Here is a 23,470-nt window from a genome sequence, read left to right as displayed (position 1 = left end):
CACCGGAGTCACGGACCATGTCTGGTTATGTCGGCTACTTCATGTTCCTCAGCCGGTGGATTCAGGCGCCGCTCTACATGGGGCTGATCCTCGCCCAGATCGTGTACACGTGGCGGTTCATGCTGGAGTTGCTCCATCTGATCGAGCTCGGCTTCGGCGGCTCACCACCGGAGACCACCGTCATGCTGATCGTCCTCGGCCTCGTGGACGTGGTCATGGTCTCCAATCTGCTCATCATGGTCATCATCGGCGGCTACGAGACGTTCGTCTCCCGAATACGCATCGACGGGCACCCCGACCAGCCCCAATGGCTTTCCCACGTCAACGCCAACGTGCTGAAGGTCAAGCTGGCCATGGCGATCATCGGCATCTCGTCCGTCCACCTCCTGCAGATCTTCATCAACGCGTCCAGACCGACCATCACCGACCGGGAGCTGCTGTGGAAAACGCTGATCCACCTGACCTTCGTGGTCTCGGCGCTGACGCTGGCGCTGATCGACCGCATCATGGCGGGCGCGCGGCGCGACGCCGAGACGAACGGGGGCGAGCGGCAGTCGACCCTGAAGCAGGAACGGGTCGCCGCCTAGCCGGGGCGCTCCGGTGAGGCGGCCGGCCGTCACCGTGACGATCGCGGTGTTCGTGTGCTCGCTCGCGGCCGCCGCGCACGCCGAGGGCGAGGCCGCCAGGCCGAGCGGCCCCCCGCCGCTGATCGGCAACGTGACCATCTTCAACGACGAGATCATCGAGCCGGTGTCGCTGCCCGTGAGCACCTGCGGGTCGCTGCTCCCACTGCTCGGCAAGTCGCCCACCACCTGCAAGGGCGCCTCGCGGGTGTCGGACGACGACGCCTGACACCGTACGTGCCCGCCTGCGGGGGCGGGCGGGCACGTACGGATCCTCAGCCGTACAGCTCCTCCAGCACCGCGGCCACGCCGTCCTCGTCGTTGGACAGCGTGCGGCGCTCGACCGCCGCCAGCACCAGGTGGTGCGCGTTGGCCATGGCGTACCCGGCGCCCGCGTAGGCGAGCACGGCCAGGTCGTTCGGCATGTCGCCGAAGGCCACCACCTCGCCGGGCGCGATCCCCCGCCCCCGGCACAGCACGTCGAGCGTGCTCGCCTTCGTCACCCCGGCAGCGCTGATCTCCAGGAGCCCGGTCCCGCCGGAGTGCGTGACCTCGGCCAGCCCCTCGATCCCCGCCATGACGGCCGCGATCATCTCGTCCGCCGTGCTGGTCTGCGACTGGGCGAGCAGCTTGATGATGGGGTCGTCGCCGTCGAAGACAGAGCTCACCTCGCGGAGGTAGGCCAGGTCCTCCACGATGCGCCTGGTGTAGGCGGCCTCGGCGAGCACGCCCCGGCCCGTCTCGACGGCCAGGCCGACCCCCGGCAGGGCCGCGGCCAGGGCCTGCGCGACCTTGTTCGCCGCCGTCCGGTCCAGGAGATGGCTGGTGACGACCTCGTCGGTGGCCAGGTCGTACACGATCGCGCCGTTGCTGCAGATCGCGACGCCCGTGACGCCCGCCTGCTCGGCGATCGCGCGGATGCCGCGCGGCGGCCTGGCGGTGACGAAGACGATCTCGGCTCCGGCCGCGCGGGCGGCCTGAAGAGCCTCTCGGGTGCGGGGGGTGATGGCACGTGAGGAGTTGAGGAGGGTGCCGTCGAGGTCGGTGGCCACAAGGCGAGGGAGGGTGCCGGCGCTCATGGTGCCGATTATGCCGATCTTTCAGATCCGCATCTCGGACGGGAGCCGCCCGGCGGCGTTCGAGATCTCCAGGCCGAGGAGTTGCCCGGCGTCGCCGAAATCAAGAACGACATCCGCCACTTCAACCTGACTTACGACCTCTTCTGGCGCTATTTCGTGCTTCATCGCGATATAGGCGATATCTCGGAGCTTGTCCAAACTCACGTACACCGTCTGCGGCCGCTGCCCCGACGGCGCCTCGTCCCAGCTCAGCAGCCCCTCCTTGGCCTCGTGCGAGCCCGCCAGTGCCGCCCTGAGCATGGCCAGGGCCAGCTCGATCGCCTCCAGCGAGTCGACCCCGGTGACCTTCCGCTCGTGCTCCCACCCGTCGAGCCCGTCGATCCGGTACGGGCACGACCAGTCCCCCGTCGGCTCTTCGTAAGGCACTCCGACCGTGACGGTGACATCACGCGGCGGATCGGTACGCAGCACCAGCACCCGATGGGCGATCTCGTACATATAGCCTGATCTACCCCCGGAAAGCCAGTTGAAGGCCCGATCCCATACCGGCGCCGAAGTAAGCATTCCTGGCCACGGCCGCCGCAAGCTAGGCTGCGTACGGTCATAAGGGGGCCCTTGAAATGAACGAGTCATTCGGGACGCGCCTTCGAGCCAGGCTCGACGAGTGCGGGCCGCTCTGTGTGGGCATCGATCCGAGCCCGGCGCTGCTGCACGCCTGGGGGCTCGACGACTCGCCCGCCGGTCTGGAACGCTTCAGCCGCACGGTCGTCGAGGCCGTCGGCGACGTGGCGGCCCTGGTCAAGCCGCAGTCCGCCTTCTACGAGCGCTGGGGCAGCCGCGGCATCGCGGTGCTGGAACGCACCATCGCCGACCTGCGCGAGGCCGGGACGCTGGTGCTGCTCGACGTCAAGCGGGGCGACATCGACAGCACGATGGCCGCCTACGCCGAGGCCTACCTCGACCGGGGCAGCCCGCTGGCCGCCGACGCCGTGACGCTGAGCCCGTACCTCGGGTTCGGGTCGCTGGAGGGTGCGACCCTGTCGGCCATGGCCAACGACGCCGGCGTCTTCGTGCTGGCCCGCACCTCCAACCCGGAGGCGGCCCCGCTGCAGCGGCTCGTGGCCGACCAGGTGCTGGCCGGGGTCGCCGCGGCGAACGCCGGGCACGAGCCGCTGGGGCCCATCGGAGTCGTGATGGGGGCCACGCTGCCCGAGCTGGAGCACTCGCTGGACGACCTCAACGGCCCCATCCTCGCGCCGGGGCTGGGCGCCCAGGGAGCCTCTCCCGCCGACGTGGCGCGGCTGTTCGCCTCCGTACGGCACGCCGTCGTACCCTCGGTCTCCCGGGCGGTCCTGGCCGACCCCAAGCGGCTGCGCTCCCGTACGCTCTACTTCCGCGACGAGTGCGCGGCCCACCTGGACGCGAAGATCACCACCACGACCTGATCAGGCCGGCACGGACGCCAGCACGCGGTTGACGGCGGCCAGCACGGCGTGCGCCGAGGCGGTCAGGACCGAGGTGTCCTGGGCCGCGCCCCAGCTGGTGACGCCGTCGACGCGGGCCTCCACGTAGGCGATCGCGAGGCTGCCCCGGCCCGGGTCCAGGGCGTGCTCGGCGAAGTGGAGGATGTCCACGTCGATCCCGTCGTCGCCGAGCGCGGCGGTCAGCGCGGACAGCGGCCCGTTGCCGGTGCCGCGCAGCCGGCGCCCCGACTTCAGCGTGCCCTCGAACTCGTGGACCCCCGGCGCCGTCTCCCTCGTGCTCCACTCGGCCAGCGCGCCGGTCTCCCCCGGGGCCAGGTAGGTGGCGTGGAAGAGCTCCCACAGCTGCTCGGCCGTGATCTCCTCGCCGCTGCCGTCGGTGGCCCGCTGCACGACCGAGGAGAAGTCGATCTGCAGCCGGCGGGGCAGCTCCAGGCCGTAGCGGGTGCGCAGGAGGTAGGCGATGCCGCCCTTGCCCGACTGGCTGTTGACCCGGATGACCGCCTGGTAGCCGCGGCCCACGTCGGCGGGGTCGATGGGCAGGTACGGCACCTCCCACGGCGCCTGCTCCGGCGGCACGCCCAGCTCGGCGGCCCGCTTGGCGTGGTGGGCCAGGCCCTTGCCGATGGCGTCCTGGTGGGTGCCGGAGAAGGCGGTGTGGACGAGGTCCCCCGCGTACGGATGGCGCTCGGGCACGGGCAGCCGGTTGCAGTGCTCCACGACCCGGCGGATCTCGTCGATGTCGGACAGGTCGAGCATGGGGTCCACGCCCTGGGTGTGCAGGTTGAGCGCGAGGGTCACCAGGTCCACGTTGCCGGTCCGCTCGCCGTTGCCGAACAGGCAGCCCTCCACCCGCTGGGCGCCGGCCAGCACGGCCAGCTCGGCGCAGGCCACGCCGGTGCCGCGGTCGTTGTGCGGGTGCACCGAGAGGATCACCGCGTCCCTGCGGTCGAGGTGGCGGTGCATGTACTCGATCTGGTCGGCGTACACGTTGGGGGTGGCCACCTCGACCGTCGCGGGCAGGTTGTGGATCACCGGACGGTCCGGCGCGGCGTCCCACAGGGCCGTCAGGTCGTTGCAGACCTCCAGCACGTAGTCGGGCTCGGTGAGGTTGAACACCTCCGGCGAGAACTGGAAGCGCACGTCGAGGCCGTCCGCGAGCCGGGCGATGTGCCCGGCGGCGTCCATGATCAGGCCGCGCAGCTCCTGCCTGTCGTGGCCGAGCACCACGTTCCGCCAGGTGGGAGCGGTGGCGGTGTAGAGGTGCACGACCGCGCGGGGCAGGCCCTCGATGGCGGCGAACGTGCGCTCGATCAGGTCCTGCCTGGCGGCCGTGAAGACGACCACGGTCACGTCCTCCGGCACGACGCCGGGCTCGGCCAGGTGGCGGACGAAGTCGAAGTCGAGCTGACTGGACGAGGGGTAGCCGACCTCGATCTCCTTGAACCCCATGCCCGTCAGCAGGTCGAACATCCGGCGCTTGCGGGCCGGGTCCATCGGCTCGGCCAGCGCCTGGTTGCCGTCGCGCAGGTCCACGGGCACCCAGAGCGGGGCCCGCGTGATACGCGCGGACGGCCAGTCGCGCTCGGTGAGCGGCACCTCGACGCGCTCGTGGGCGGGCCGGTAGCGGTGGTAGGGCATGGTGCTGGGACGTTGACGGTTCCAGGCGTACACGGACGGCGTCATGGCGGCTACACTAATCACAACACAGGTCCTCAGACAACCTGAGAGGTTCGTTCGATGCCGCTCGGCTCCCTCCGTCCCAGCCCGCTCGTCGAGCAGGCCACCCAGCACCTGCGCGAGCAGATCACGCAGGGCGAGTGGCCCGTGGGCACCCGCCTGCCCGGCGAGAACGCGCTGGCCAAGGCGCTGGGAGTGGGGCGCTCGACCGTCCGGGAGGCGCTGCGCGCGCTGGCGGGGGCGGGGCTGGTGCAGGCCCGGCAGGGCTCGGGCGTGTTCGTGATCGCCACGGACATCGCCGAGGACTGGCCTGCCCGGCTGCGGCGGGCCGCCATCACGGACGTCTACGAGGTACGCATGATGGTCGAGACGCAGGCCGCCCGGATGGCCGCGCGGCGGCGCACCGAGGAGGACGTCGCGACGCTGGAGGAGGCGCTGGCGGCGCGGGCGCGGGCGGCGTCGCAGGACGACGCCGCGTTCGTGGACGCCGACATCGCCCTGCACGCGGCGGTCGTCGCGGCGGCCGGCAACCCGGTGCTGACGGACCTGTTCGCCGAGTTCGCGCCGACGTTGCGCGAGGGGCTCATCGGCCTGGTGGAGGTGCTGGGGCTGCGCGCGCACGACCGCAACCCCGGGCACGACACGCACGCGGAGCTGGTGGCCGCCGTCCGGGACGGGGACGGGGACGCGGCGGGCGCGATCCTGCAGGCGGAGCTGGAGCAGACGCTCACCCACCTCCACGACTCGTAGCCCCGCGCAGCCCTCCGTTCGTTACGGTTCGACCGTGATCCTCCGCACGCAGCGGCCCACGGCCCGCGTCATCCTGGCCGCCCCCGACGACCGCGTCCTGCTGCTCCGTTTCATCCCGCCGGACCCGTGGCCGAAGGAGCCCGCCTGGCACCTGCCCGGCGGCGGCCTGGAGCCGGGCGAGTCGCCGGCGCAGGCGGCGGCACGCGAGGCGCTGGAGGAGACCGGCCACGTGCTCGGCGCCGCCGACCTCGGCGACCCCGTGGCGGTGAACGAAGGCGCGTGGTCCAACCTGGGCCGCCACTTCTACACCGTGCACACGTACTTCTTCGCCCGCGTGCCGTCCGCGACCGTCACCCCCACGGCGCTGGAGGAGTACGAGACGGAGGAGTTCAAGCTCGGCCACCACTGGTGGCGCGCGGACGAGCTGGCCGCCACCGAGGAGCGCGTGTTCCCGCCCGGGCTGGCCGCGCTGCTGCCCGATCTCCTGGCCGGCGTACGGCCCCAGGCCCCCATGAGACTCCTCTGGACGCAGGAGAAAGAATCTTCGGAAGGGATGTGAAGAACGCGCGGGCGGCTCCGACCCAGTCATGAGCACAACGCGAAGGAGCACACCATGAGCAAGCTCATCTACTGGGTCCACACCTCCGTCGACGGCTACATCGAGGGCCCGAACGGGGAGTTCGACTGGCCGGCGATGGGGCCGGAGCTGTCGGCGTACGGGGACGAGGTCCACGCCCGCGTCGGCACCTTCCTGTACGGCCGCGTCGTCTGGGAGATGATGTCCAGCTACTGGCCCCACGCGGAGTCGATCTCGGACGACCCGCACGACCTCAAGTTCGCCCCCATCTGGCGCAGCACCCCGAAGGTCGTCTTCTCCACCACGCTGAAGGAGGCCGGCTGGGACGCCCGGATCGTCTCCGGGGACCTCGCCAAGGAGGTCGCCGAGCTGAAGAGCGGGCCCGGCAAGGACCTCCTGCTGAACGGCGGCTCCCGGCTGGCCGGCGCGCTCACCGAGCTGGGGCTGATCGACGAGTACCACATCATGGTGCACCCGGTCGTCCTCGGCGGCGGCCGGCCGGTGTTCCCGCCGCTCAAGGAGCGGACCGGCCTGCGCCTGGTGGAGACGCGCACGTTCGACGCCGGGGTGGCGCTGCTGCGCTACGAGCGGGCCGAGGGCTAGGGCAGCGCGGCCTCGATCTCGTGGCGGGTCGGCATGGACGTGCTGGCCCCCTCCCGCTGCACCGACAGCGCCGCCGCCGTGGACGCGAAGCCCAGCGCGTCGGCCACGCTCATCCCCTCCGACCTGGCCACGGCGAACGCGCCCACGAAGGTGTCGCCCGCCGCGGTCGTGTCCACGGCCTCCACCTTCACCGCGGGCACCCGCAGCCGCTCCCCCGAGCGCGACCCGTACAGCGCGCCCTCGGAGCCCAGCGTGATCAGCGCCTCCTCGACCCGCTCCAGCAGCGCGTCGAGGGCGGCGTCCGGGCCGGCGGCGCCGGTGATGGCGGCGGCCTCGTGCTCGTTCGGGACGATCGTGGTGACCGCGTCGAGGAGCTCGTCCGGCAGCGGCCGGGCGGGGGCCGGGGTCAGGTAGACGGGCACGCCGGAGACCTGGGCGGCCTGGGCGGCCGCCACGACGGCCTCCATGGGCAGCTCAAGCTGGAGCAGCAGCGCGTCCGAGCGGGCGATGGCGGCCAGATCCTCGCCCGAAGGGCCGGCGATGGTGCCGTTCGCGCCGGGGACGACGATGATCGAGTTGCCGCCCTCGTCGTCCACCACGATGTGTGCGATGCCGCTGGGCCCGGGCACCTCGCGCAGGCCGCGTACGTCGATTCCGGCCTCCGCCAGCGTGGCGCGCATCTCCGCCCCGAACCCGTCGTCGCCCACCGCCCCGAGGAAGGCCACGTGCGCGCCCGCGCGGGCGGCGGCGACGGCCTGGTTGGCGCCCTTGCCGCCGGGCACGGTGCGGAACCGGTGCCCGGTGACCGTCTCGCCCCGCTTGGGGGCCTCGGAGACGTACGCGACGAGGTCCATGTTGGCGCTGCCGAAAACCGAGATCATGGCCCCATCATCTCCTGTGTGCGGGCGGCCAGCGCGGCCAGCCCCACCCCGTCGTACCCGGTCAGACTGCTGGCCAGGCTGTCCCGCATCCGCCAGCGGTCCGGCACGACGCCGTTCAGCGCGCCCGCGACGGAGCCGGCCGTGGCCCCGGCGGAGTCGGTGTCCCAGCCGCCGGCCACCGCTCCGGCGATCGTGGCGGTGAAGTCGCCGCGGCCGTGGATCAGCGTGGCGGCGACGAGGGCGGCGTTGTTGATCGTGTGCACCCAGTGCAGGCCGCCATGGCGTTCGTGCAGGAGGTCGACGACCCGCTCGAAGTCGTCCTCGCGGGCGGCGTCCGCGACGGCCAGGCGTACCGCCTCGTGCAGGCGCGAGCGCTCCGGCACCACCGACAGGCCCGCCCGTACGACCTCCTCGGGCGAGGTGGCGACCAGGGCGGCCGCGCACATGGCGGCCACGAACATCGCCCCGTAGATCCCGTTCGCGGTGTGGGTCAGGCGGGCGTCGCGCCAGGCGTGCTCCGCCGCCGTGGCGGGGTCGCCCGGGTTGCTCCAGCCGTACACGTCGGCCCTGATCAGGGCGCCGATCCACTCCCTGAACGGGTTGCGGCGGGCGGCCGTGGCGGGCGGCTCGACGCCGTCCAGGAGGTTGCGGTACGCGACCCGTTCGGCGGTGAACGTACGGCCGGCGGGGAGCTCGTCCAGCCACAGCTTGGCCACGTCGTCGGTGGTGAAGCCGCGCCCGTGGCGCTCCAGGACGGACAGGGCCAGCAGCGGGTAGTTGAGGTCGTCATCCTCGGGGATGCCGTCGATGTTCTCGGCCAGGGAGTTGACGGCGCTGCGCCGGTTCCACGGCCAGCGGCGAGCGACGTCGTCCGGGAGCCCCTTGGCGGTGAACCAGCCGCGGATGGGCCAGTTGCCGGTGGCCTCGGCGATCTGCCTGATGCCCTCGCGCGGGATCTTCTCCACGGGCTTGCCGAGCACGCACCCGGCCGCCCTCCCCTGCCACGCGCCCAGCACCCGCGCCGGATCCACGGCCGCTCGCGAGGCAGCTCCCTGGGCCGTTCCCGGGGCCGTTCCCGGGGCCGTTCCCGGGGCCGTTCCCGGGACTGTGCCCGGCCAGGACGGGCAGGCGGCGACGATGCCGGCCAGGTCCGAGGGCTCGGGCAGCGGGGACGGGACGGCGGCCAGCTCGTCCAGCAGCTCCCCGGCCAGGTCCCGCAGCCGGGCCGCGCCCGGCTCGGAGGCCCCGGCGCGCGGGGGCGCGTCGTGGCCGCCGGCCGCGTGCCAGCGGGCCGCGATCTCCCGCACGCGCTCCGCGTCGGGGCCGGTGGCCCGGCCGTCCTCGGCGGCCTGGCGGAGTTCGTGCCCGATCAGGTCCTCCGGCTGGACCCAGGTGAGGCGGATCACCGGCGGTCGAGGTCGGCGAAGGCGGCCTCGTGGCCGCGGCGCCGCACCAGGTCGTCGGCGTGCACCCGGCGCGCCACCTCCGCGATCGCGAGCCCGGGGGCCACCAGGTCCGTACGGCTGGCCGCCCCCACCTGCGAGACCCACTGCGATGGCACCGCGGACAGCCCCCCGAGAGCGCCCGCGATGGCCCCGCCCATGGACGCGATCGAGTCGGCGTCGCGCCCGTAGTTGACGCCGCCCAGCACGGTCTCGCGGTAGTCGCCCTTGGCGATCACCAGGAACCCGAGCGCCAGCGGCAGCTCCTCGATGCTGTGCACCCGGCTCGGCCGCCGCGCGCCCAACCCCTGGTCGCGGTAGGTGTCGGCGACCGTGTCGTAGGGCCGCATGGCGGCGCGCAGCGTCTCGAACGACCCGTCCCAGTGCCCCAGCCCGGCGGCGGCCTCGCAGACGGACTCGATGGCGGCCCTCGTGCCGTCCTTGGCCAGGCGCAGGCAGGCCGCGATCACGGAGTCCGCGGTGGCGCCCGGTCGCATGGCCTCGGCCACGGCGGCGGCCATCACCCCGGCGGCCTCCCGGCCGTAGCTGGACTGGTGTGCCCCGGCCAGGTCGACGGCCTCGGCGTAGGCGGCGTCGGGGTCGGCGGCGTTCACGATGCCGACGGGGGCGACGTACATGGCGGCGCCGCAGTTGACGATGTTGCCGACGCCGGCCTCGCGCGGGTCCACGTGCCCGTAGTGGAGCCTGGCCACGATCCACTTCTCGGCCAGGAAGATCCGCTGCAGCGGCAGCGCCTCGGCCTCCAGCTCGGGGATCCAGCGCCGTTCGCCCATCAGCTCGGGCACCAGGTGCTCGGCCATCGAGTACGCGGTCAGGTGCCCGCCGGCCTTGTCGTAGACGCGGATCAGGGCGTGCGTCATCAACGTGTCGTCCGTGATGTGGCCGTCGCCCTTGTGGTACGGGGCGATGGGACGGGCGTTGCGCCAGTCCTCGTTGAACGGCGGCACGATGCCCTCGACGCGGCCCCCGTACCTCTCGACGATCTGCTCGGGGGTCCAGCCCTCGGTGGCGCCGCCCAGCGCGTCACCGACCGCCGCCCCCGCCACGCAGCCAGTGGCCCTGTCTTCAAGCGGCGTCATGCGATTCCCTCCGATAGTCCTGTCGATAGCTGGATCAGATCCCGGCCCGCCAGCTCAGGCAGGCAACAACCGGCCAGCGTGCGGGCCGACGCGATCCACCCCTCCGGGATCGCCTCCAATCCACGGCACGCGCCCGCGAGCGCGCCGGTCAGCGCGGGCGCCGAGTCGGCCAGCGCGGCCAGGCAGGCGGCCGCGGGCACCGCCCGCGTGAGCTCGCCGCCCGCCGCCTCGGCCAGCGCCAGCGCCACCGGCACGGTCTGCGCGGCGCCGACGCCGTAGCTGTAGACGTGGTCGAGCAGCGCGGCGTCCAGCGCGGGCACGGCCGCGAACGGGTCGCCCGCCTTGCGCGTGACGGCCAGCGCCGCGCGGGCGTTGTGGCCGATGGCGGTGTCCTCGGGCAGTACGGCCAGCGCCGCCTCCACCGCCCCGGCCACCGATCCCGACCGCACGGCCTCGGCCACGGCGGCGGCCATGGCCAGGGCGCCCAGGACGCCGTCGTAGGCGTTCGTCACCTGGGCGTCCTGCGTGGGGTCCCGTCCCAGGACCCCGAACGCCACGGCCCTGACGGCGGCGGCGTCGTCGAAGTGGTGCGGGTTGTCGTGCCCGGACGCGGGCGGCTCGACGCCCTTGGCGAGGTTGTCGAGCGCGGTGGCCACCGAGATCCGCCCTCTGACGCCGTCCCGCCGCAGCTCCCTGAACGCCTCGGCCCTCGGGCGGTCGATCGTGAGCGCCGTCCAGGCGAGCCATTCGGCGTCGTCGGACGGGCCTACGGCCAGCGGGGCCGTGGGCTGGTTGAGCGCGAACGGGACCGGCAGCGTGGTGACCTCGTGCTCCTCCGCGAAGGCGTCCAGCTCTCTGTGCAGGCGTCTGCTCCAGGGAGCGTGCAGGGCCGCCCGGTGCCTGGCCGCCGGCCATCCGGCGGCGTCACCGACGGCGAGCCCGGCGAAGGCCCCTCTGATTCTGTCCCCCGACATCGTGATCTACAGTCCTCCCGCCAGTTCGTCGGCGACGTCCAGTACGTGTTTTCCGGCCACGACGGGCAGGCATTTGCCTGTCACGGGTCCGATCCTGGCCGCCCACCGCTCGGGCACGCCGCCCTCACCGCGCATGGCTCCGGCGATCGCCCCGGCGATGGCGCCGATCGTGTCGGCGTCCCTGCCCAGGCTCACCCCGAACGTCACGGACGCCTCGACGTCGCCGTCCCCGGCCAGCACGGCCGCCAGCGCCAGCGCCACGGCCTCGGGGGCGACGTCGGTCCAGGGGTAGTGCCTGACGACCACAGCCTCGTGCAGCGCCTCGACGAGCGCCTCTTCGTCCGTGGTGGGCAGGGTCGCGCAGGCCCGCACGACGTTGCGGGCCGTCCACGAGTCGGCGGGGATCACCGACAGCGCCGCCCGTACGACGTCCTGGACCGAGGCCCCGCCCATCGCGGCGGCCACGGCCCCGGCGACCGCGCGGCCGCCCAGGATGCCCTCGCCGGACCCGCTGACCAGCCCGTCCTGCTCCACCAGCCGGGCCGCCTCCGCGGGATCGCCCGGGCAGAACACCCCGTACGGCGCCGCGCGCATCGCGAGCCCGTCCGACCAGCCGTGCGAGTGCACCAGCCCTGTCAGCGGCGGCGCCAGCCCGCGGCGAAGCGCTTCGACGGTGCCCAGCTCGGAGAACCCGGCTCCGCGCATGGGCCCGGCGATCCGCGGGATGATCTCCCGCCGGTACGCCTGCGCCACGTCGGCGGAGGTCAACGCGTGCCCGTGCCGCGCCAGGAGCGAGGCGGCGAAGATGGCGTATTCCGTGTCGTCGGTCCCGCCGCCCTCGATCTCCGTGAGCCGGCCCCACCGCCGCCGGATCTCCGACGGCGACAGGTTCTCGGCCGGGGCCCCGAGGGCGTCCCCGGCCGCGAGGCCGAGGAGACACCCACGGGCTTTATCCCGATAAATCACCGCTGGTACCGCTCCAACACCTTGTTGCCGTCCTCGACCAGCTTCGAGGCCGCCTGGTCAATGGTGATCTTATTGGCGAAGTACTCCTGCAGCGTCGGCGTGGCCACCTTGGTCTTCCACTCGTCGAACCCGTTCACCTTGAGGAACGGCGCCACGACGAGGTTCTTGGCGGAGGCGGTGGCCACGTCCCAGCCGTTCTCCTTGGTGGTCATCGCCGGGTCGGCGGCGGCCGCCTGGGAGGTCGGCAGGAGCCAGTCACCCTTGGCGAGCTTGGCCTGGTTCGCGCCGTTCAGGAAGAAGGCGATGAACTTCATGGCCTCGTCCGCGTGCTTGCTGTCCTGCGCGATCGACAGCGTCTGCGAGACCGCGCCCTGCTGGGCGCTGGTGCCCTTCGGCGCGGGGAGCGTGACCCACTCGAAGCCCTGCGGAGCCTGCTCGGCGACCTGCTGGCGCAGGTAGACGCCGGCGGGCAGCAGCGCGAACTTGCCCTTGTAGAAGGCCGGCAGCGGGTCCGCGGTGCCCTGGCCGAGCGCGGCCGGGTCGGCGGACTTGTCCTTGTAGAGCTGGTCGTGGATGCGCTGGAGCACCTCGCGCTCCTCGGGGCCGACCTTGACCGTGGTCTTGCCGTCGGCCGTCTGGAAGAACGTGCCGCCGAAGTTGAGCGCCAGGTTGAGCGTCTTGTTGACCGGCGACTTCATCGGCCAGGCCACGCCGAAGTTGCCGCCCTTGGTCATCTTCTTGGCGGCTTCGGAGAACTCGTCCCACGTCCAGGGGTTGTCGGCCGTCGGGACGCGCGCGCCGGAGGCGTCGAGCAGCTTCTTGTTGGCGATGATGACCTGCGACTCCTGCAGGAACGGCACGCCGTACACGCCCTGCTGGCCCTTGCCGTCGTCGAAGGTGACGGTGTCCCAGGCGGGCTGCGGGATGTCGCTCTTGAGCTCGGCGGGCAGCTTGTCCTTCAGGTCGAGCAGGTAGCCGTCGGAGGCGAAGCCGGACAGCGCGGGCGAGTCGTTGTGGATGACGTCCGGCGCCGTGCCGCCGGCGAACTGGGTGACGAGCTGGTCGTTGACGTTGTCCCAGCTGCCCTGGACGTAGGTGACCTGGATGTTGGGGTTGGCCTTGTTCCACTCGTCCACGAGCTGCTTGTTCGCGGCGACGGATTCCTTCTGCCACGCCAGGCTGAGGAAATTGATCTTTACTGGCTCGTTGGGGGCGGACGACGACTGCGTGCCGCCGCCTCCCCCGCCGCACGCGGCGGCCAGCGTGAGGATCGCCGCAGCCGCCAGAGCGGACGTGATTCGCATGTGAGCCTCCTAGCCCTTCACGGCGCCGGCCATCAGGCCGGACTTCAGTCGCCGCTGAATGATTGCGAAGAAGATCAGGCTCGGGATCGTCGCCATGAGCGACGCCGCGGCCAACGGGCCGAGCCTGGCCACCCCCTCAGGACCGGTGAACCGCACCAGAGTGAGCGGGAGCGTCATGACATCGGGGTTCTGCAGGACCACGAGCGCGAACATGAACTCGTTCCACGACGAGATGAACGAGAACAGCAGCGTGGCCACCACGCCCGGCGCCAGCAGCGGAGCGACCACGCTCACGATCGAGCGCAGCCGGGTCGCGCCGTCCACGGCCGCGGCCTCCTCCAGCTCACGCGGCACCGAGCGCACGTACCCCTGCAGCATCCACAGCGCGAACGGCAGCGTGAACGTCACGTGCACGACCACCAGGCCGGGCAGCGTGTTCACCAGGTCCAGATCGCGCAGGATCATGAAGAGCGGAATGATGATCAGGATGAACGGGAACACCTGGCTGACCAGCACCCACCCGATGGCGATCCGGTTGAGCAGGCTGCGGTAGCGCGCCATCGCGTAGGAGGCCGGCAGCGAGATCAGCACCGTGATCACGCTGCTGAACAGCGCCACGACCAGGCTGCGCAGCCCCGCGCCCACCAGGTCCTGCTCGCCGAACGCGTCGGCGAAGTTGGCCAGCGTCGGGTCGCGCGGGATCCACGTGGGGTCGGCCAGGGCCATCTCCCGCGGCGTCTTCAGCGCCGTCGACAGCAGCCAGACCAGCGGGAACGCCAGGAAGACGATGTACGCGACCAGCGCCGCGTACTGCGAGAAGCGCCTCATCACTTGGTCTCCCTCATCTGGCGTCCCAGGTAGAGCGCGAGCACGGCCAGCACGATGATCGCCATGGTCAGGCCGAGCATCGAGGCGTAACCGGCCATCCGGTACCTGAACGCCTCCTCGTACGCGAACAGCATCGGCAGCCGCGTCTGCCCGCCCGGCCCGCCCTGCGTGAGCACGTAGACCAGGCCGAACTGGTTGATGTTCCACACGAAGTCGAGCGAGGTGATCGCCACGATCACCGGCCGCAGCTGCGGCAGCGTGATGTTCCAGAACCGCCGCCAGCGGGTGGCGCCGTCCACCTCGCCCGCCTCGTAGAGCTCCTTCGGGATGCCCTGCAGGCCCGCCAGCAGGACCACCGTGGTCTGCGGCATGCCGGTCCAGATGCCGACCACGATGATCGCCGGCAGCGCGAGCGAGAAGTCGGCCAGCCAGTTGATGTCCGTGCCCAGCAGGGCGTTCAGGATGCCCGCGTCGGGGTGGTAGACGAGCTTCCACATCAGGCCGATGACCACCGGCGGCATCGCCCACGGCACCACCGCCAGCACCCGGGCCACGCCGCGGAACCGCAGGTTCTCGTTGAGCAGCAGCGCCAGGCCGAGCGCGGCCAGGAACTGCAGCACGGTCACCGAGACGGCCCAGATCGCGCCGATCTTGAACGAGGCCCAGAAGTCGGGGGCGGTCAGCAGCTCGCCGAAGTTCTCCAGGCCGACGAAGCTCGTCTGGTGGTTGCGGGTGTTGCGGGCGTCGGTGAACGCCAGGCCGATGCCGTACAGCAGCGGGCCCACGCTGAACAGCGCCACCGGCACCAGGGCGGGCAGCATGAGCAGCCACATCTCGCGCGTCTGGCGCGAGATCCGGCGGCGCTTGGCGCGCCGCGTCCCGCGCGGCGGCGCCGGTCTCGTCACGGTCGCCGTCACGCCTCTTCCCTTTCGTCCGTACGGTGCTCGTATCCGGGCTCGTATCCGGGCTCGTATCCGGGCTCGTATCCGGGCTCGTGTCCGGCGGTGGAGGCGCGGACCACGAGCTCGGGCGGCACGGTGACCAGCCTCGGCTCGCGATCGCCTCCCTGCAGCCGTTCGAGCAGCAGCTCGGCGGCGGCCTTGCCGCGCTCGGCGGACCCCAGCGAGACGCTGGTCAGCGACGGCCAGGAGGCGGCGGCCAGGTCGGTGTCGTCCATGCCGACCACCGCCACGTCCTCCGGCACCCGCCGGCCCGCCGCGCGCAGCACGTCGAGCGCGCCGAGCGCGATCAGGTCGTTGGCGCACATCAGCGCGTCCACGTCGGGAACCCTGGCGAGCAGCTCCGCCACCGCCCGGCCCCCTTCCGCGCGGTAGAAGTCGCCGATCTGCACGAGGTTCTCGTCGTAGGGCAGGCCCAGGTCCTGGAGCGCCTCCCGGTACGCGGCCCCGCGGGCGGCGCCGGGGACGGTGTCCAGCGGGCCGTTGACCATGGCGATCCGGCGGCGGCCGAGCGCGTACAGGTGATCGATCGCCAGCCTGACACCGGTCCGCGAGTCGGCCCGTACGTTGTCCACGCGGGTGCCCTCGGGCACCGAGCCGATGATCACGACGGGGGTGCGGGCGGCGGCCAGCATCTGCAGATGCGCCTCGGTGACCCGCAGCGGGCTCATGATCAGCCCGTCCACGTACCGCTCGCCCAGGCTGCGCAGCACGTCGATCTCGTCGGCCACGACGGCGTCGGTGGAGTGCAGCACGAGCCGGTACCCGGCGGCCTTCAGCACGGGCTGGATCTGGCGGAGCATGGCCAGGTAGGCGGGGTTGCCGACGTCGGCCATGGCGAAGGCGACCTGGTGGGTGCGGCGCGACTTGAGCGATCTGGCCACGGCGTTGCGCACGTAGCCGAGCTCGTCGGCGGCGGCCATCACCTTGCGCACGGTCTCTTGCCTGGTCGGCAGGCCGTTCAGCACCCGCGAGACGGAGGCGATCGAGACACCGGCGCGCTCGGCGATCGTGTTGATCGTGGGTCCGTCGGCCAAGGCTGTCCTTCCATGTCCTGTAAACGTTTACGATCTAGGTGCTGTAAACGTTTACGGTGTTTGGGACATGAAATATGCGCGTAACGTGCAGGTCAAGTCACGATCGCATAACACCAGGTCAAACCCACTATCCGCAGTTTCCCACGCTCCCACGGCAACCGGCCACCGCCCACACGGCAACCGGCCACCGCGCAGGTCGCGCCGAGCACCACCGCTCCGCACCTCGCCGATCCGGCGCCCGGTGGGCGGTGCGCGGTGGTGCCGGCGGGGACCGGGAGCCGCTGTGAGGCGCCCCGCCGTGCGCGGGGTCAGTCGTGGGCCGGGGCCGGGGTGGGGTTCGGGTTGGGTGTTGAGGTGGGGAGGTGGGTCAGGGTGCGGATGGCGGGGGCGCCGCTGAGGGCGACGACGGCGGCGAGGACCGCCGGGATGATCAAGGCGACCGGCAGGGACGAGGCCTCCGCCACGTAGCCCAGGACGGCGGGCCCCAGGAGGAGGCCGCTGTAGCCGAAGGCGGTCACCATGGCGAGGGCACGGCCGACGCGGCCCCCGGCGGCCCCGACCGCGCTGAAGAGGACCGGGATCACCGTGGCCAGCCCGACGCCCGCCAGCGCCCAGCCGGCCCAGGCGCAGACGATCTGGAGAGCGCCTCCCGCCACGGGCGACACCAGGACCAGGATGTAGCCGGCCGTGGCGAACACGCCCGCGAGCTGGATGGTGCGCACCGAGCCGAGCCGGGCGCGGATGGGGTCGCCGAGCAGGCGGACGGTGGTCATGGCCACCGAGAAGATCGTGTACGCCAGCGGCGCCATGGCCGGATCCGTGTCCAGCACCCACCGGGCGTGCAGGGCGGCCCAGTCGATGGCGGCGCCCTCGCTCAGGTGCGCCGCGAAGGCGGCCAGGCCGAGCAGGGCGATCAGGCCCCAGCCCAGCGACGAGCCGGAGGAGGCGCCGGTCTCCGACGCGGTGGCGTGGGCGGGCGGGTCGGGGAGCAGGAGGCGGGCCGCCGGCACGTACAGGAGAGGCACGACCAGGGCCGCCACGATGAGCAGCCACTGCGCGTCCACGCCGGTCTGCAGCGCGAGCGAGGTGAGCCCGCCGCCGGCCGCCCCGCCCAGGCTCCACGTGCCGTGGAAGGCCGAGATGATCGGGCGGCCGTAGCGGCGTTCGACCTCGACGGAGTGGGCGTTCATGGCGACCTCGGTCACCCCGAGCCCGATCCCGAACAGCACCGCGAGCGCCGCCAGAGCCCAGTACGAGGACGCGAGGGCGGGGCCGAGCAGCACCAGGCCCGAGAAGGGACCGGCGAACCAGCACACCCGGCGGCTGGACCATCTGTCCACCAGCGGCCCCGCCACCAGCATCGACACCAGGGCGCCACCCGAGATCAGCAGCAGGACGCTGCCCAGCCTGGCGGGGCCGAGGCCGAGCCGGTCGTTCAGGGACGGGAGCCCGGCGGCCCACAAACCCATCACGAACCCGGCGAGGAAGAAGAATCCGAACACTCCGGCACGAGCACGTCTGGCGTCAATGAGGCTTTTGTTCACGGCTAGAGCATAAACTGTGGTCCGTGATCGGTGCTACGACGAGTGGCGAGCTTCGCGCGCACAACCGGGTCCGGCTGCTGCGCGCCGTACACGACTGCGGGGCCACCCGCACCAGGTCGCAGCTGACCCGTGACCTGCGCCTGGCGCGAGGGACGGCGTCGGTGCTGGTGGCCGGGCTCGCCGAGGACGAACTGCTGCACGAGGAACCCGCCAGGGAGCACGCCCGGGGACGCCCGACGCAGGTGCCGGGGCCGCATCCGCGCGGCCCGCTCGCCCTGGCCGTCGACGTACGGGAGGACGCCTGGGAGCTGGCGGCCTGCGAGCTCGGCGGCCGGACGGAGACGCTTGACCTGCGCCCGCACGACGGCACCCCCGAAGGCGTCCTGAGACCTCTGGGCGAGGCCGTCGCCGCCCAGCGGCGCCGCCTCGGGCACCGGGTGGTGGGCCTCGGGGTGGCCTTCGCGGGTCCGGTCCGGCACGGCGGCCTGGTGGACATCGCCCACCTGGGCTGGCGGTCGGTCGACGTCCCGCGCCTGCTCGGCCCGGACGTCCCGGCGCCCGTCGTGGGCAACGACACGGCGTTCGCGGCGCTGGCCGAGGCGCGCAGGGGGCGGCTGCGGGGCGTCCAGGTGGGCCTGCACCTGCACGTGGACTTCGACCTCGGCGGCGTGCTCGTCGTGGACGGGCGGCCGCTGGGCGGGGCGAGCGGCGCGGGGGCCGAGTTCGGTCACATGCCGCTCACCGGCGGCGACCGCCCCTGCCCATGTGGCGCGATCGGCTGCTGGAGCATGGACGTCGGCACGAACGCCCTGCTCCGCCACGTCGGCCTCGCCCACGGCGGCGGCAAGGGGCGCGCCCAGGCCGAGCGGGTGCTGGCCACCAGCGAGGAGGCGGTCGCGGCCAACGCCAGAGCGCTCGGACGCGGCATCGCGGCACTCGTCAACGCTCACGACCCCGAGGTCGTGACCCTCTCGGGCCACGGCGTGGAGCTGCGCGAGCGCGCCGGGAAGGCGCTCCTCGCGGCCTGCGAGCCCCGCCTCATGGCCATCCGCCGCGACCACCCGCCCAGGATCGAGGGCTCGGCGCTGGGCTGGCGCGGGGCGCTGGTGGGGGCGATGGAGTCGGTGTTCGACGCGTTCCTCACGCCGGAGTGTGTCGAAATGTGGCGGGAAAACCGGCCTGACCAGGGTCGCGACACGCCCGAGCGGCAGAATGTGATGAATTCCACGCTGAAGGGGTGAAGCTCCTCCGGCCCGCTCCCCCTTCCGAGCCATGCCAGCGATCTTGCCGCGCACGGCCAAGGACTGTACGCATGAGAGGGAGACCAATCATGACCCCGGCGATCCGAGGGAAGCACGCGTGAATCTCGAGCTCGCGCTCCGCATGACCGAGGCCGCCGTCAGGCGGGCGATCCGCGAAGGCGCGGTGATCTCCGTGGCGGTCGTCGACGAGGGCGGACATCTGGTGTCTTTCCAGCGTATGGAGGGTGCGGAGATCGCGGGGCCGGGTCTCGCGCAGGGCAAGGCGTACACCTCGGTGGCCCTGCGCAGACCCACCGCGGAGCTGGCCGTGCGGACGGCTCCGGGAGGTGACCTGTATGGCCTGCCCAGGCATGATTACGTCTGCGTCGGAGGCGGCATCCCGCTCTGGGCGGACTACGGTGGGGGAGCACGCGTGGTCGGCGGCATAGGCGTCAGCGGAGGCACGATCACGCAGGACGTGGTGTGCGCGGAAGCGGCCGCGGACGTCTGGCGGACACGTTGAGCGGCGCTTTTCGCAACACGAACCGCTGGTATCCGCCATGATTAGCCACTGCACCACGGGTAACAAGAAGCCCGAACGTAAACTCCCCGAGGAGAGAACCGAGATGGCACTTCCCACTCTCACCCCCGAGCAGCGTCAGGCGGCTCTGGCCAAGGCCGCCGAGGCGCGTGCGGCCCGCACCGCCCTGCTCGCCAAGGTCAAGGCCGGCGAGCTGACGTTCGCCCAGCTGCTCGAGCGCGACGACGACATCGCGAAGAAGATCAAGGTGTCGCAGGCCCTGCGCGCCGTCAAGGGCGTCGGCCCGGCCAAGGCCACCGCGCTGATGGAGGAGGCGGGCGTCGACGAGAAGCGTCGCCTCGGCGGCCTGGGCGCCCAGCAGCGCAAGAAGCTGGTCGACGCGCTCGGCTAATCCCCCGAGCGGCCAGGTCCGCGCGCGACGCCGCGCGGACCGGCCACCACCCCTCGACACCCCCCTCGCCCCCTCCCCCGGACCGGCCCTCGACCGGTGGGACGATCAGGAACGCAGGTAGGTCAGGACGGCGAGCACCCGGCGATGCTGGTCGCTGTCCTCCGCGTAGAGGCCGAGCTTGTTGAAGATGCTCCTGATGTGCTTCTCCACGGCCCCGTCACTGATCACGAGCTGCCGTCCGATGGCCGGATTGGACTTCCCCTCGGCCATCAGCCCGAGCACCTCGCGCTCCCGCGGCGTCAGCTGCGCCAGCGGATCGTCCTTACGTCTGCGCACCATCAACTGGGACACCACCTGCGGATCGAACACCGTCCCGCCCGCGGCCACCCGCCGCAGGCCCTCCAGGAACTCGTCCACGTCGACGACCCGATCCTTCAGCAGGTAACCCACCGCGCCCCTGGCGTCGGCGAGCAGGTCGTCGGCGTAGGAGACCTCGACGTACTGCGAAAGGATCAGCACGGGCGCCCCGGGCACCCTGCGCCGCGCCTCCACGGCCGCCTTGAGCCCTTCGTCGGTGAACGACGGCGGCATGCGCACGTCGACCACCGACACGTCCGGCCTGTGCTCGGCGATCGCCAGCACGAGGGCGTCGCCGTCACCGACGGTCGCGACCACCTCGCAGCCGAACTCCTCCAGCAACCTGACCAGGCCCTCCCTGATCAGAACCGCGTCATCGGCCACGACTACCCGCACGGCACCTCCGCCACGATCACTGTCGGCCCGCCGTCCGGCGACTGCACGCTCAGCTCCCCGTCGACGGCGCGGAGCCGGTCGGCCAGCCCGGCGAGACCGTGTCCCTTGGCGACGTGCGCGCCGCCGACCCCATCATCCCCGATCGTGAGCATGAGGATGTCGCCGAGGCGGACCAGCTGGATCGCGCAGCTGGTGGCGCGGCTGTGTTTGGCCACGTTGGTGAGGGTCTCGGCGCAGACGAAGTAGAGGGCGTTCTCCACCGCCGCCTGGTAGCGCTCGGCGGTCTGCACGTCAAGGTCGACGGGGACCGTGCAGCGCCCGGCCAGGGCGGCCAGGGCGGGCGCGAGGCCGCGGTCGGACAGGATGGGCGGCGCGATGCCGCGCGAGAGCGCACGCAGCTCGTCGAGCGTCTCGCGGGTGGCGGAGATGGCCGACTTGATCGTGGCCTGCGCCGCCTCGGGGTCCTTGGCCATCTGCCGCTGCGCTCTGGACAGCTCCATGGCCAGCGAGACCAGCCGCTGCTGCGGGCCGTCGTGGATGTCGCGCTCCAGCTTGCGCAGCGCGTTGGCCTCGGCGGAGACGGCGGCGGCGCGGCCCTGGGCCAGGTCGTCGATGCGCTCCTGCAGCTCGGCCACGCCGGTCAGCAGGGCCCGGCCGAGCCCGGCGCGCAGCAGCGCGGAGCCGCGCACGGCGAACGGCATGATCAGGGCGAAGACCAGGCCGAGGGAGACGTAGAAGATCGAGTTGATGCCGTAGCCGTCGCCCAGGCCGAGCAGCTCGGGCAGCTCCACGTTGCCGGGGATGCGCGAGGTGATGATGCCGTACACCGGGTAGGTCAGGCCCGCCAGCGGGAGCGCCCAGAACACCACGGTGAGCACGAACGACAGGATGGCGAACGGCAGGTTGATGATGCCGTGCAGCAGGTCGAGCCAGGACTGCCCGCTGGTCAGCGGGTTGACGGCCCGGCGGAAGCGGCCCGCTCCGGGCGGCGCGGGCTTGTAGCGGGGCCGTACGGGCGGGCGGTCCAGCACGTCGGCCAGCCAGCCGCGCTCCGCGTCGGCGAAGCCCCGGGCGGCCAGCAGCGTGCCGGCCAGCAGCGGCACGCCCAGCCACACGATCGCCGTGCCCAGGCCGGCCGCGAAGCCGGCGAGCATGATCACGAAGCCGATGACGGCCGTGGGGAAGCCGACGAGCGTGTAACGGGTGTCGAGAAGGACACGCCTCATCCGGGAGCGCATGGAATCACCGTATGGCGTGGCGGTCACCGGCACGAGCGGGTGTACGGGTGTCTGAGGGTAGGGCCAGCCCTACCCCGGAGGGTCACGTGATCTCCACCGCAAGACGGTGGTGAGCGGCAATGTGCGCGGACGCCCCCGACGGGAGCCTTAAGCCATCCGCTCCGTGCGAATCGAGGCTCCCCCATGACCGTCCTGCTGGACCGCCCCACCGCCGCTCCCGCGGCGCCGTCCCGCGCGGGCACCCGCACGGCGGTGCGGGACCCGTTCATCGACCTGCTGCGTGTCTTCGGCATGGCGCTCATCGTGTTCCAGCACTGGACGATCCCGGTGCTGACCTATGACGGCGGCCGGCTGACCACGGGGAACGCGCTCTCGACGCCCGGTGTGTGGGTGGTGACGTGGATCAGCCAGGTCATGCCGCTGGTGTTCTTCGCGGGCGGCGCGGCGAACGCGATCAGCTTCGCCCGGGCGGACAAGGGCGCGCAGCAGTGGCTGGCCACGAGGCTGCGCCGGCTGGCCTGGCCGCTGCTGCCGCTGGCGGCGGTGTGGATCCCGCTCCCCCACGTGCTGCTCACGCTGGGAGTGCCGCCGCAGCCGCTGGAGACGGGCGCGCGGCTGACCGGCCAGCTCCTGTGGTTCCTGGCCGTCTACCTGATCGCCGTCACGGCCACCCCGTACGCGCTGCGCCTGCACGAGCGGTACGGCCTGCGCGTCCCCGCGGCGCTGGCGGCCGGGGCGGTGCTGACGGACGTGGTGCGCTTCTCGACCGGTTTCGAGGCGCTGGGCTACCTGAACATCGTGTTCGTCTGGCTGGCGGTGCACCAGCTCGGCTTCTTCTACGCCGAGGGCCGGCTGCGGCGCCCGTGGGCGCTGGCGATCGGCGGGTACGGGGCCGCGGCCCTGCTGGTGGCCTACGGCCCCTACCCGGGCAGCATGATCGGCCTGCCGGGCGCCGAGGTGTCGAACATGGCCCCGCCCACCCTGGCCATGCTGGCCGTCGGGATCGGCCAGATCGGCCTGGTCACCCTGCTGCGGCCGTGGCTGCTCCGGCTGCGCACCGGCCGCCTGCTGGCCTGGGCGGGCCCCAGGATCATGACCGTGTACCTGTGGCACATGCCGGCCCTGTTCGCGGTGACCGGCGTGGTGGTGGTCCTGCTGGGGATCGACACGCCGCGGCCCGGAAGCGCGTTCTGGCTGGCCGGGTGGCCGATCTGGTTCGGGCTGCTGTGCCTGGTCATGTGGCCGCTGCTGAAGGGGTTCCACAGGTTCGAGACGCCGCCCGCGCTGCCGTACGGGAAGGGCGGATGGGGCGGCACGCTCGCCTCGGTCGCGCTGATCGGCGGCGGGGTGCTGACCCTGACGGTGGGCGGGTTCGCGCCCGGCGGCGGGCCGTTCCTCGCGGTGCTCGCCCTGCTAGGCGGGCTGCTGCTGACGGCGCCGCGGGCACGGACCTGAAGGCACGGGCGTGAGGGCACGGG

General features: G+C 72.3%; 25 protein-coding genes. 10 read left to right on the top strand and 15 right to left on the bottom strand.

The window, feature by feature from the left end; all coding sequences use genetic code 11:
* Window positions 1-17 precede the first annotated feature (17 nt).
* Together ABZX61_RS25715 and ABZX61_RS25710 are read left to right on the top strand one after the other, a co-directional pair.
* Window positions 18-587, top strand: a complete 570-nt coding sequence (locus ABZX61_RS25715; RefSeq protein WP_355198303.1) for a TIGR00645 family protein — start codon at window positions 18-20, stop codon at window positions 585-587.
* A gap of 13 nt (window positions 588-600) precedes the next feature.
* On the top strand, window positions 601-852 hold the full coding sequence (locus tag ABZX61_RS25710; protein ID WP_355198301.1) for a hypothetical protein: 252 nt from the start codon (window positions 601-603) through the stop codon (window positions 850-852).
* Between the two features lie 46 nt (window positions 853-898).
* On the opposite strand, the gene ABZX61_RS25705 is transcribed toward ABZX61_RS25710, so the two are convergent.
* Together ABZX61_RS25705 and ABZX61_RS25700 are read right to left on the bottom strand one after the other, a co-directional pair.
* Window positions 899-1,702 (bottom strand): HAD family hydrolase, encoded by an 804-nt coding sequence (locus ABZX61_RS25705; RefSeq protein WP_355198299.1) that lies wholly within the window; start codon window positions 1,700-1,702, stop codon window positions 899-901.
* 21 nt (window positions 1,703-1,723) lie between these two features.
* A complete protein-coding gene (locus ABZX61_RS25700; protein ID WP_355198297.1) occupies window positions 1,724-2,200 on the bottom strand; it encodes a DUF2283 domain-containing protein in 477 nt (158 codons plus the stop codon).
* Between the two features lie 122 nt (window positions 2,201-2,322).
* On the opposite strand from ABZX61_RS25700, the gene pyrF reads away from it, so the two are divergent.
* The gene (gene pyrF, locus ABZX61_RS25695) at window positions 2,323-3,147 is read left to right on the top strand and encodes an orotidine-5'-phosphate decarboxylase (RefSeq protein ID WP_355198295.1); all 825 of its coding nucleotides are present in this window, start codon (window positions 2,323-2,325) and stop codon (window positions 3,145-3,147) included.
* On the opposite strand, the gene leuA is transcribed toward pyrF, so the two are convergent.
* Window positions 3,148-4,869: a 2-isopropylmalate synthase gene (gene leuA, locus ABZX61_RS25690; protein ID WP_355198293.1), complete on the bottom strand. Its 1,722-nt coding sequence runs from the start codon at window positions 4,867-4,869 to the stop codon at window positions 3,148-3,150. It lies immediately after the preceding gene.
* 54 nt (window positions 4,870-4,923) lie between these two features.
* Here leuA and ABZX61_RS25685 point away from each other — a divergent pair, with 54 nt between their 5' ends.
* Genes ABZX61_RS25685 through ABZX61_RS25675 form a run of 3 tightly spaced genes read left to right on the top strand, consistent with a single transcriptional unit; the run spans window position 4,924 to window position 6,793 of the window.
* Window positions 4,924-5,613, top strand: a complete 690-nt coding sequence (locus ABZX61_RS25685; protein WP_355198291.1) for an FCD domain-containing protein — start codon at window positions 4,924-4,926, stop codon at window positions 5,611-5,613.
* 34 nt (window positions 5,614-5,647) lie between these two features.
* The gene (locus tag ABZX61_RS25680; RefSeq protein WP_355198289.1) at window positions 5,648-6,172 is read left to right on the top strand and encodes an NUDIX domain-containing protein; all 525 of its coding nucleotides are present in this window, start codon (window positions 5,648-5,650) and stop codon (window positions 6,170-6,172) included.
* Window positions 6,173-6,226: 54 nt separating this feature from the next.
* Window positions 6,227-6,793, top strand: coding sequence for a dihydrofolate reductase family protein (locus ABZX61_RS25675; RefSeq protein ID WP_355198287.1), 567 nt, complete (start codon window positions 6,227-6,229; stop codon window positions 6,791-6,793).
* On the opposite strand, the gene rbsK is transcribed toward ABZX61_RS25675, so the two are convergent.
* From rbsK to ABZX61_RS25625, 10 genes are all read right to left on the bottom strand, one after another.
* Window positions 6,790-7,674: a ribokinase gene (gene rbsK / locus ABZX61_RS25670; protein WP_350727070.1), complete on the bottom strand. Its 885-nt coding sequence runs from the start codon at window positions 7,672-7,674 to the stop codon at window positions 6,790-6,792. The two genes, ABZX61_RS25675 and rbsK, sit on opposite strands and share 4 nt — an antisense overlap.
* Window positions 7,671-9,080: an ADP-ribosylglycohydrolase family protein gene (locus tag ABZX61_RS25665; protein ID WP_355198285.1), complete on the bottom strand. Its 1,410-nt coding sequence runs from the start codon at window positions 9,078-9,080 to the stop codon at window positions 7,671-7,673. Before ABZX61_RS25665 ends, rbsK begins: the two co-directional genes overlap by 4 nt.
* A complete protein-coding gene (locus ABZX61_RS25660) occupies window positions 9,077-10,216 on the bottom strand; it encodes an ADP-ribosylglycohydrolase family protein (RefSeq protein WP_350727068.1) in 1,140 nt (379 codons plus the stop codon). The genes ABZX61_RS25665 and ABZX61_RS25660 overlap by 4 nt, the downstream gene beginning before the upstream one ends.
* Window positions 10,213-11,190, bottom strand: a complete 978-nt coding sequence (locus ABZX61_RS25655; RefSeq protein ID WP_355198282.1) for an ADP-ribosylglycohydrolase family protein — start codon at window positions 11,188-11,190, stop codon at window positions 10,213-10,215. Before ABZX61_RS25655 ends, ABZX61_RS25660 begins: the two co-directional genes overlap by 4 nt.
* A gap of 6 nt (window positions 11,191-11,196) precedes the next feature.
* Entirely contained in the window at window positions 11,197-12,156 is a 960-nt protein-coding gene (locus ABZX61_RS25650) for an ADP-ribosylglycohydrolase family protein (RefSeq protein ID WP_355198280.1), read from the bottom strand.
* Window positions 12,153-13,460, bottom strand: a complete 1,308-nt coding sequence (locus ABZX61_RS25645; protein ID WP_355198278.1) for a sugar ABC transporter substrate-binding protein — start codon at window positions 13,458-13,460, stop codon at window positions 12,153-12,155. The genes ABZX61_RS25650 and ABZX61_RS25645 overlap by 4 nt, the downstream gene beginning before the upstream one ends.
* A 9-nt stretch (window positions 13,461-13,469) precedes the next feature.
* Window positions 13,470-14,288: a carbohydrate ABC transporter permease gene (locus ABZX61_RS25640; protein ID WP_355198276.1), complete on the bottom strand. Its 819-nt coding sequence runs from the start codon at window positions 14,286-14,288 to the stop codon at window positions 13,470-13,472.
* On the bottom strand, window positions 14,288-15,205 hold the full coding sequence (locus ABZX61_RS25635; protein WP_355198274.1) for a sugar ABC transporter permease: 918 nt from the start codon (window positions 15,203-15,205) through the stop codon (window positions 14,288-14,290). The genes ABZX61_RS25640 and ABZX61_RS25635 overlap by 1 nt, the downstream gene beginning before the upstream one ends.
* On the bottom strand, window positions 15,202-16,284 hold the full coding sequence (locus ABZX61_RS25630; protein WP_355198272.1) for a LacI family DNA-binding transcriptional regulator: 1,083 nt from the start codon (window positions 16,282-16,284) through the stop codon (window positions 15,202-15,204). Before ABZX61_RS25630 ends, ABZX61_RS25635 begins: the two co-directional genes overlap by 4 nt.
* 308 nt (window positions 16,285-16,592) lie before the next feature.
* Complete coding sequence (locus ABZX61_RS25625) at window positions 16,593-17,828, bottom strand: MFS transporter (RefSeq protein ID WP_355198270.1); 1,236 nt, start codon at window positions 17,826-17,828, stop codon at window positions 16,593-16,595.
* Between the two features lie 23 nt (window positions 17,829-17,851).
* Here ABZX61_RS25625 and ABZX61_RS25620 point away from each other — a divergent pair, with 23 nt between their 5' ends.
* The 3 genes from ABZX61_RS25620 to mihF all read left to right on the top strand — a co-directional run bounded on the left by ABZX61_RS25620 (window position 17,852) and on the right by mihF (window position 20,001).
* Window positions 17,852-19,069 (top strand): ROK family protein, encoded by a 1,218-nt coding sequence (locus tag ABZX61_RS25620; protein ID WP_355198268.1) that lies wholly within the window; start codon window positions 17,852-17,854, stop codon window positions 19,067-19,069.
* A 118-nt stretch (window positions 19,070-19,187) separates the two neighbouring features.
* Entirely contained in the window at window positions 19,188-19,592 is a 405-nt protein-coding gene (locus tag ABZX61_RS25615) for a heme-binding protein (protein ID WP_355198266.1), read from the top strand.
* Window positions 19,593-19,695: 103 nt separating this feature from the next.
* Window positions 19,696-20,001 (top strand): integration host factor, actinobacterial type, encoded by a 306-nt coding sequence (gene mihF / locus ABZX61_RS25610; protein WP_043641121.1) that lies wholly within the window; start codon window positions 19,696-19,698, stop codon window positions 19,999-20,001.
* Between the two features lie 105 nt (window positions 20,002-20,106).
* Here mihF and ABZX61_RS25605 read toward each other — a convergent pair whose 3' ends face one another.
* Together ABZX61_RS25605 and ABZX61_RS25600 are read right to left on the bottom strand one after the other, a co-directional pair.
* Window positions 20,107-20,754: a response regulator transcription factor gene (locus ABZX61_RS25605; RefSeq protein ID WP_350727058.1), complete on the bottom strand. Its 648-nt coding sequence runs from the start codon at window positions 20,752-20,754 to the stop codon at window positions 20,107-20,109.
* Entirely contained in the window at window positions 20,745-21,980 is a 1,236-nt protein-coding gene (locus tag ABZX61_RS25600) for a sensor domain-containing protein (RefSeq protein WP_355198264.1), read from the bottom strand. The genes ABZX61_RS25605 and ABZX61_RS25600 overlap by 10 nt, the downstream gene beginning before the upstream one ends.
* A 195-nt stretch (window positions 21,981-22,175) precedes the next feature.
* On the opposite strand from ABZX61_RS25600, the gene ABZX61_RS25595 reads away from it, so the two are divergent.
* Complete coding sequence (locus tag ABZX61_RS25595; RefSeq protein WP_355198262.1) at window positions 22,176-23,447, top strand: acyltransferase; 1,272 nt, start codon at window positions 22,176-22,178, stop codon at window positions 23,445-23,447.
* Window positions 23,448-23,470: the final 23 nt, after the last annotated feature.

The sequence above is a fragment of the Nonomuraea sp. NPDC003709 genome (assembly GCF_040610775.1).
GTDB classification, from domain to species: Bacteria; Actinomycetota; Actinomycetes; order Streptosporangiales; family Streptosporangiaceae; genus Nonomuraea; species Nonomuraea angiospora_A.
The sequence above is the reverse complement of the archived record's forward strand: the minus strand, read 5'-3'. Positions and strand labels throughout refer to the sequence as shown.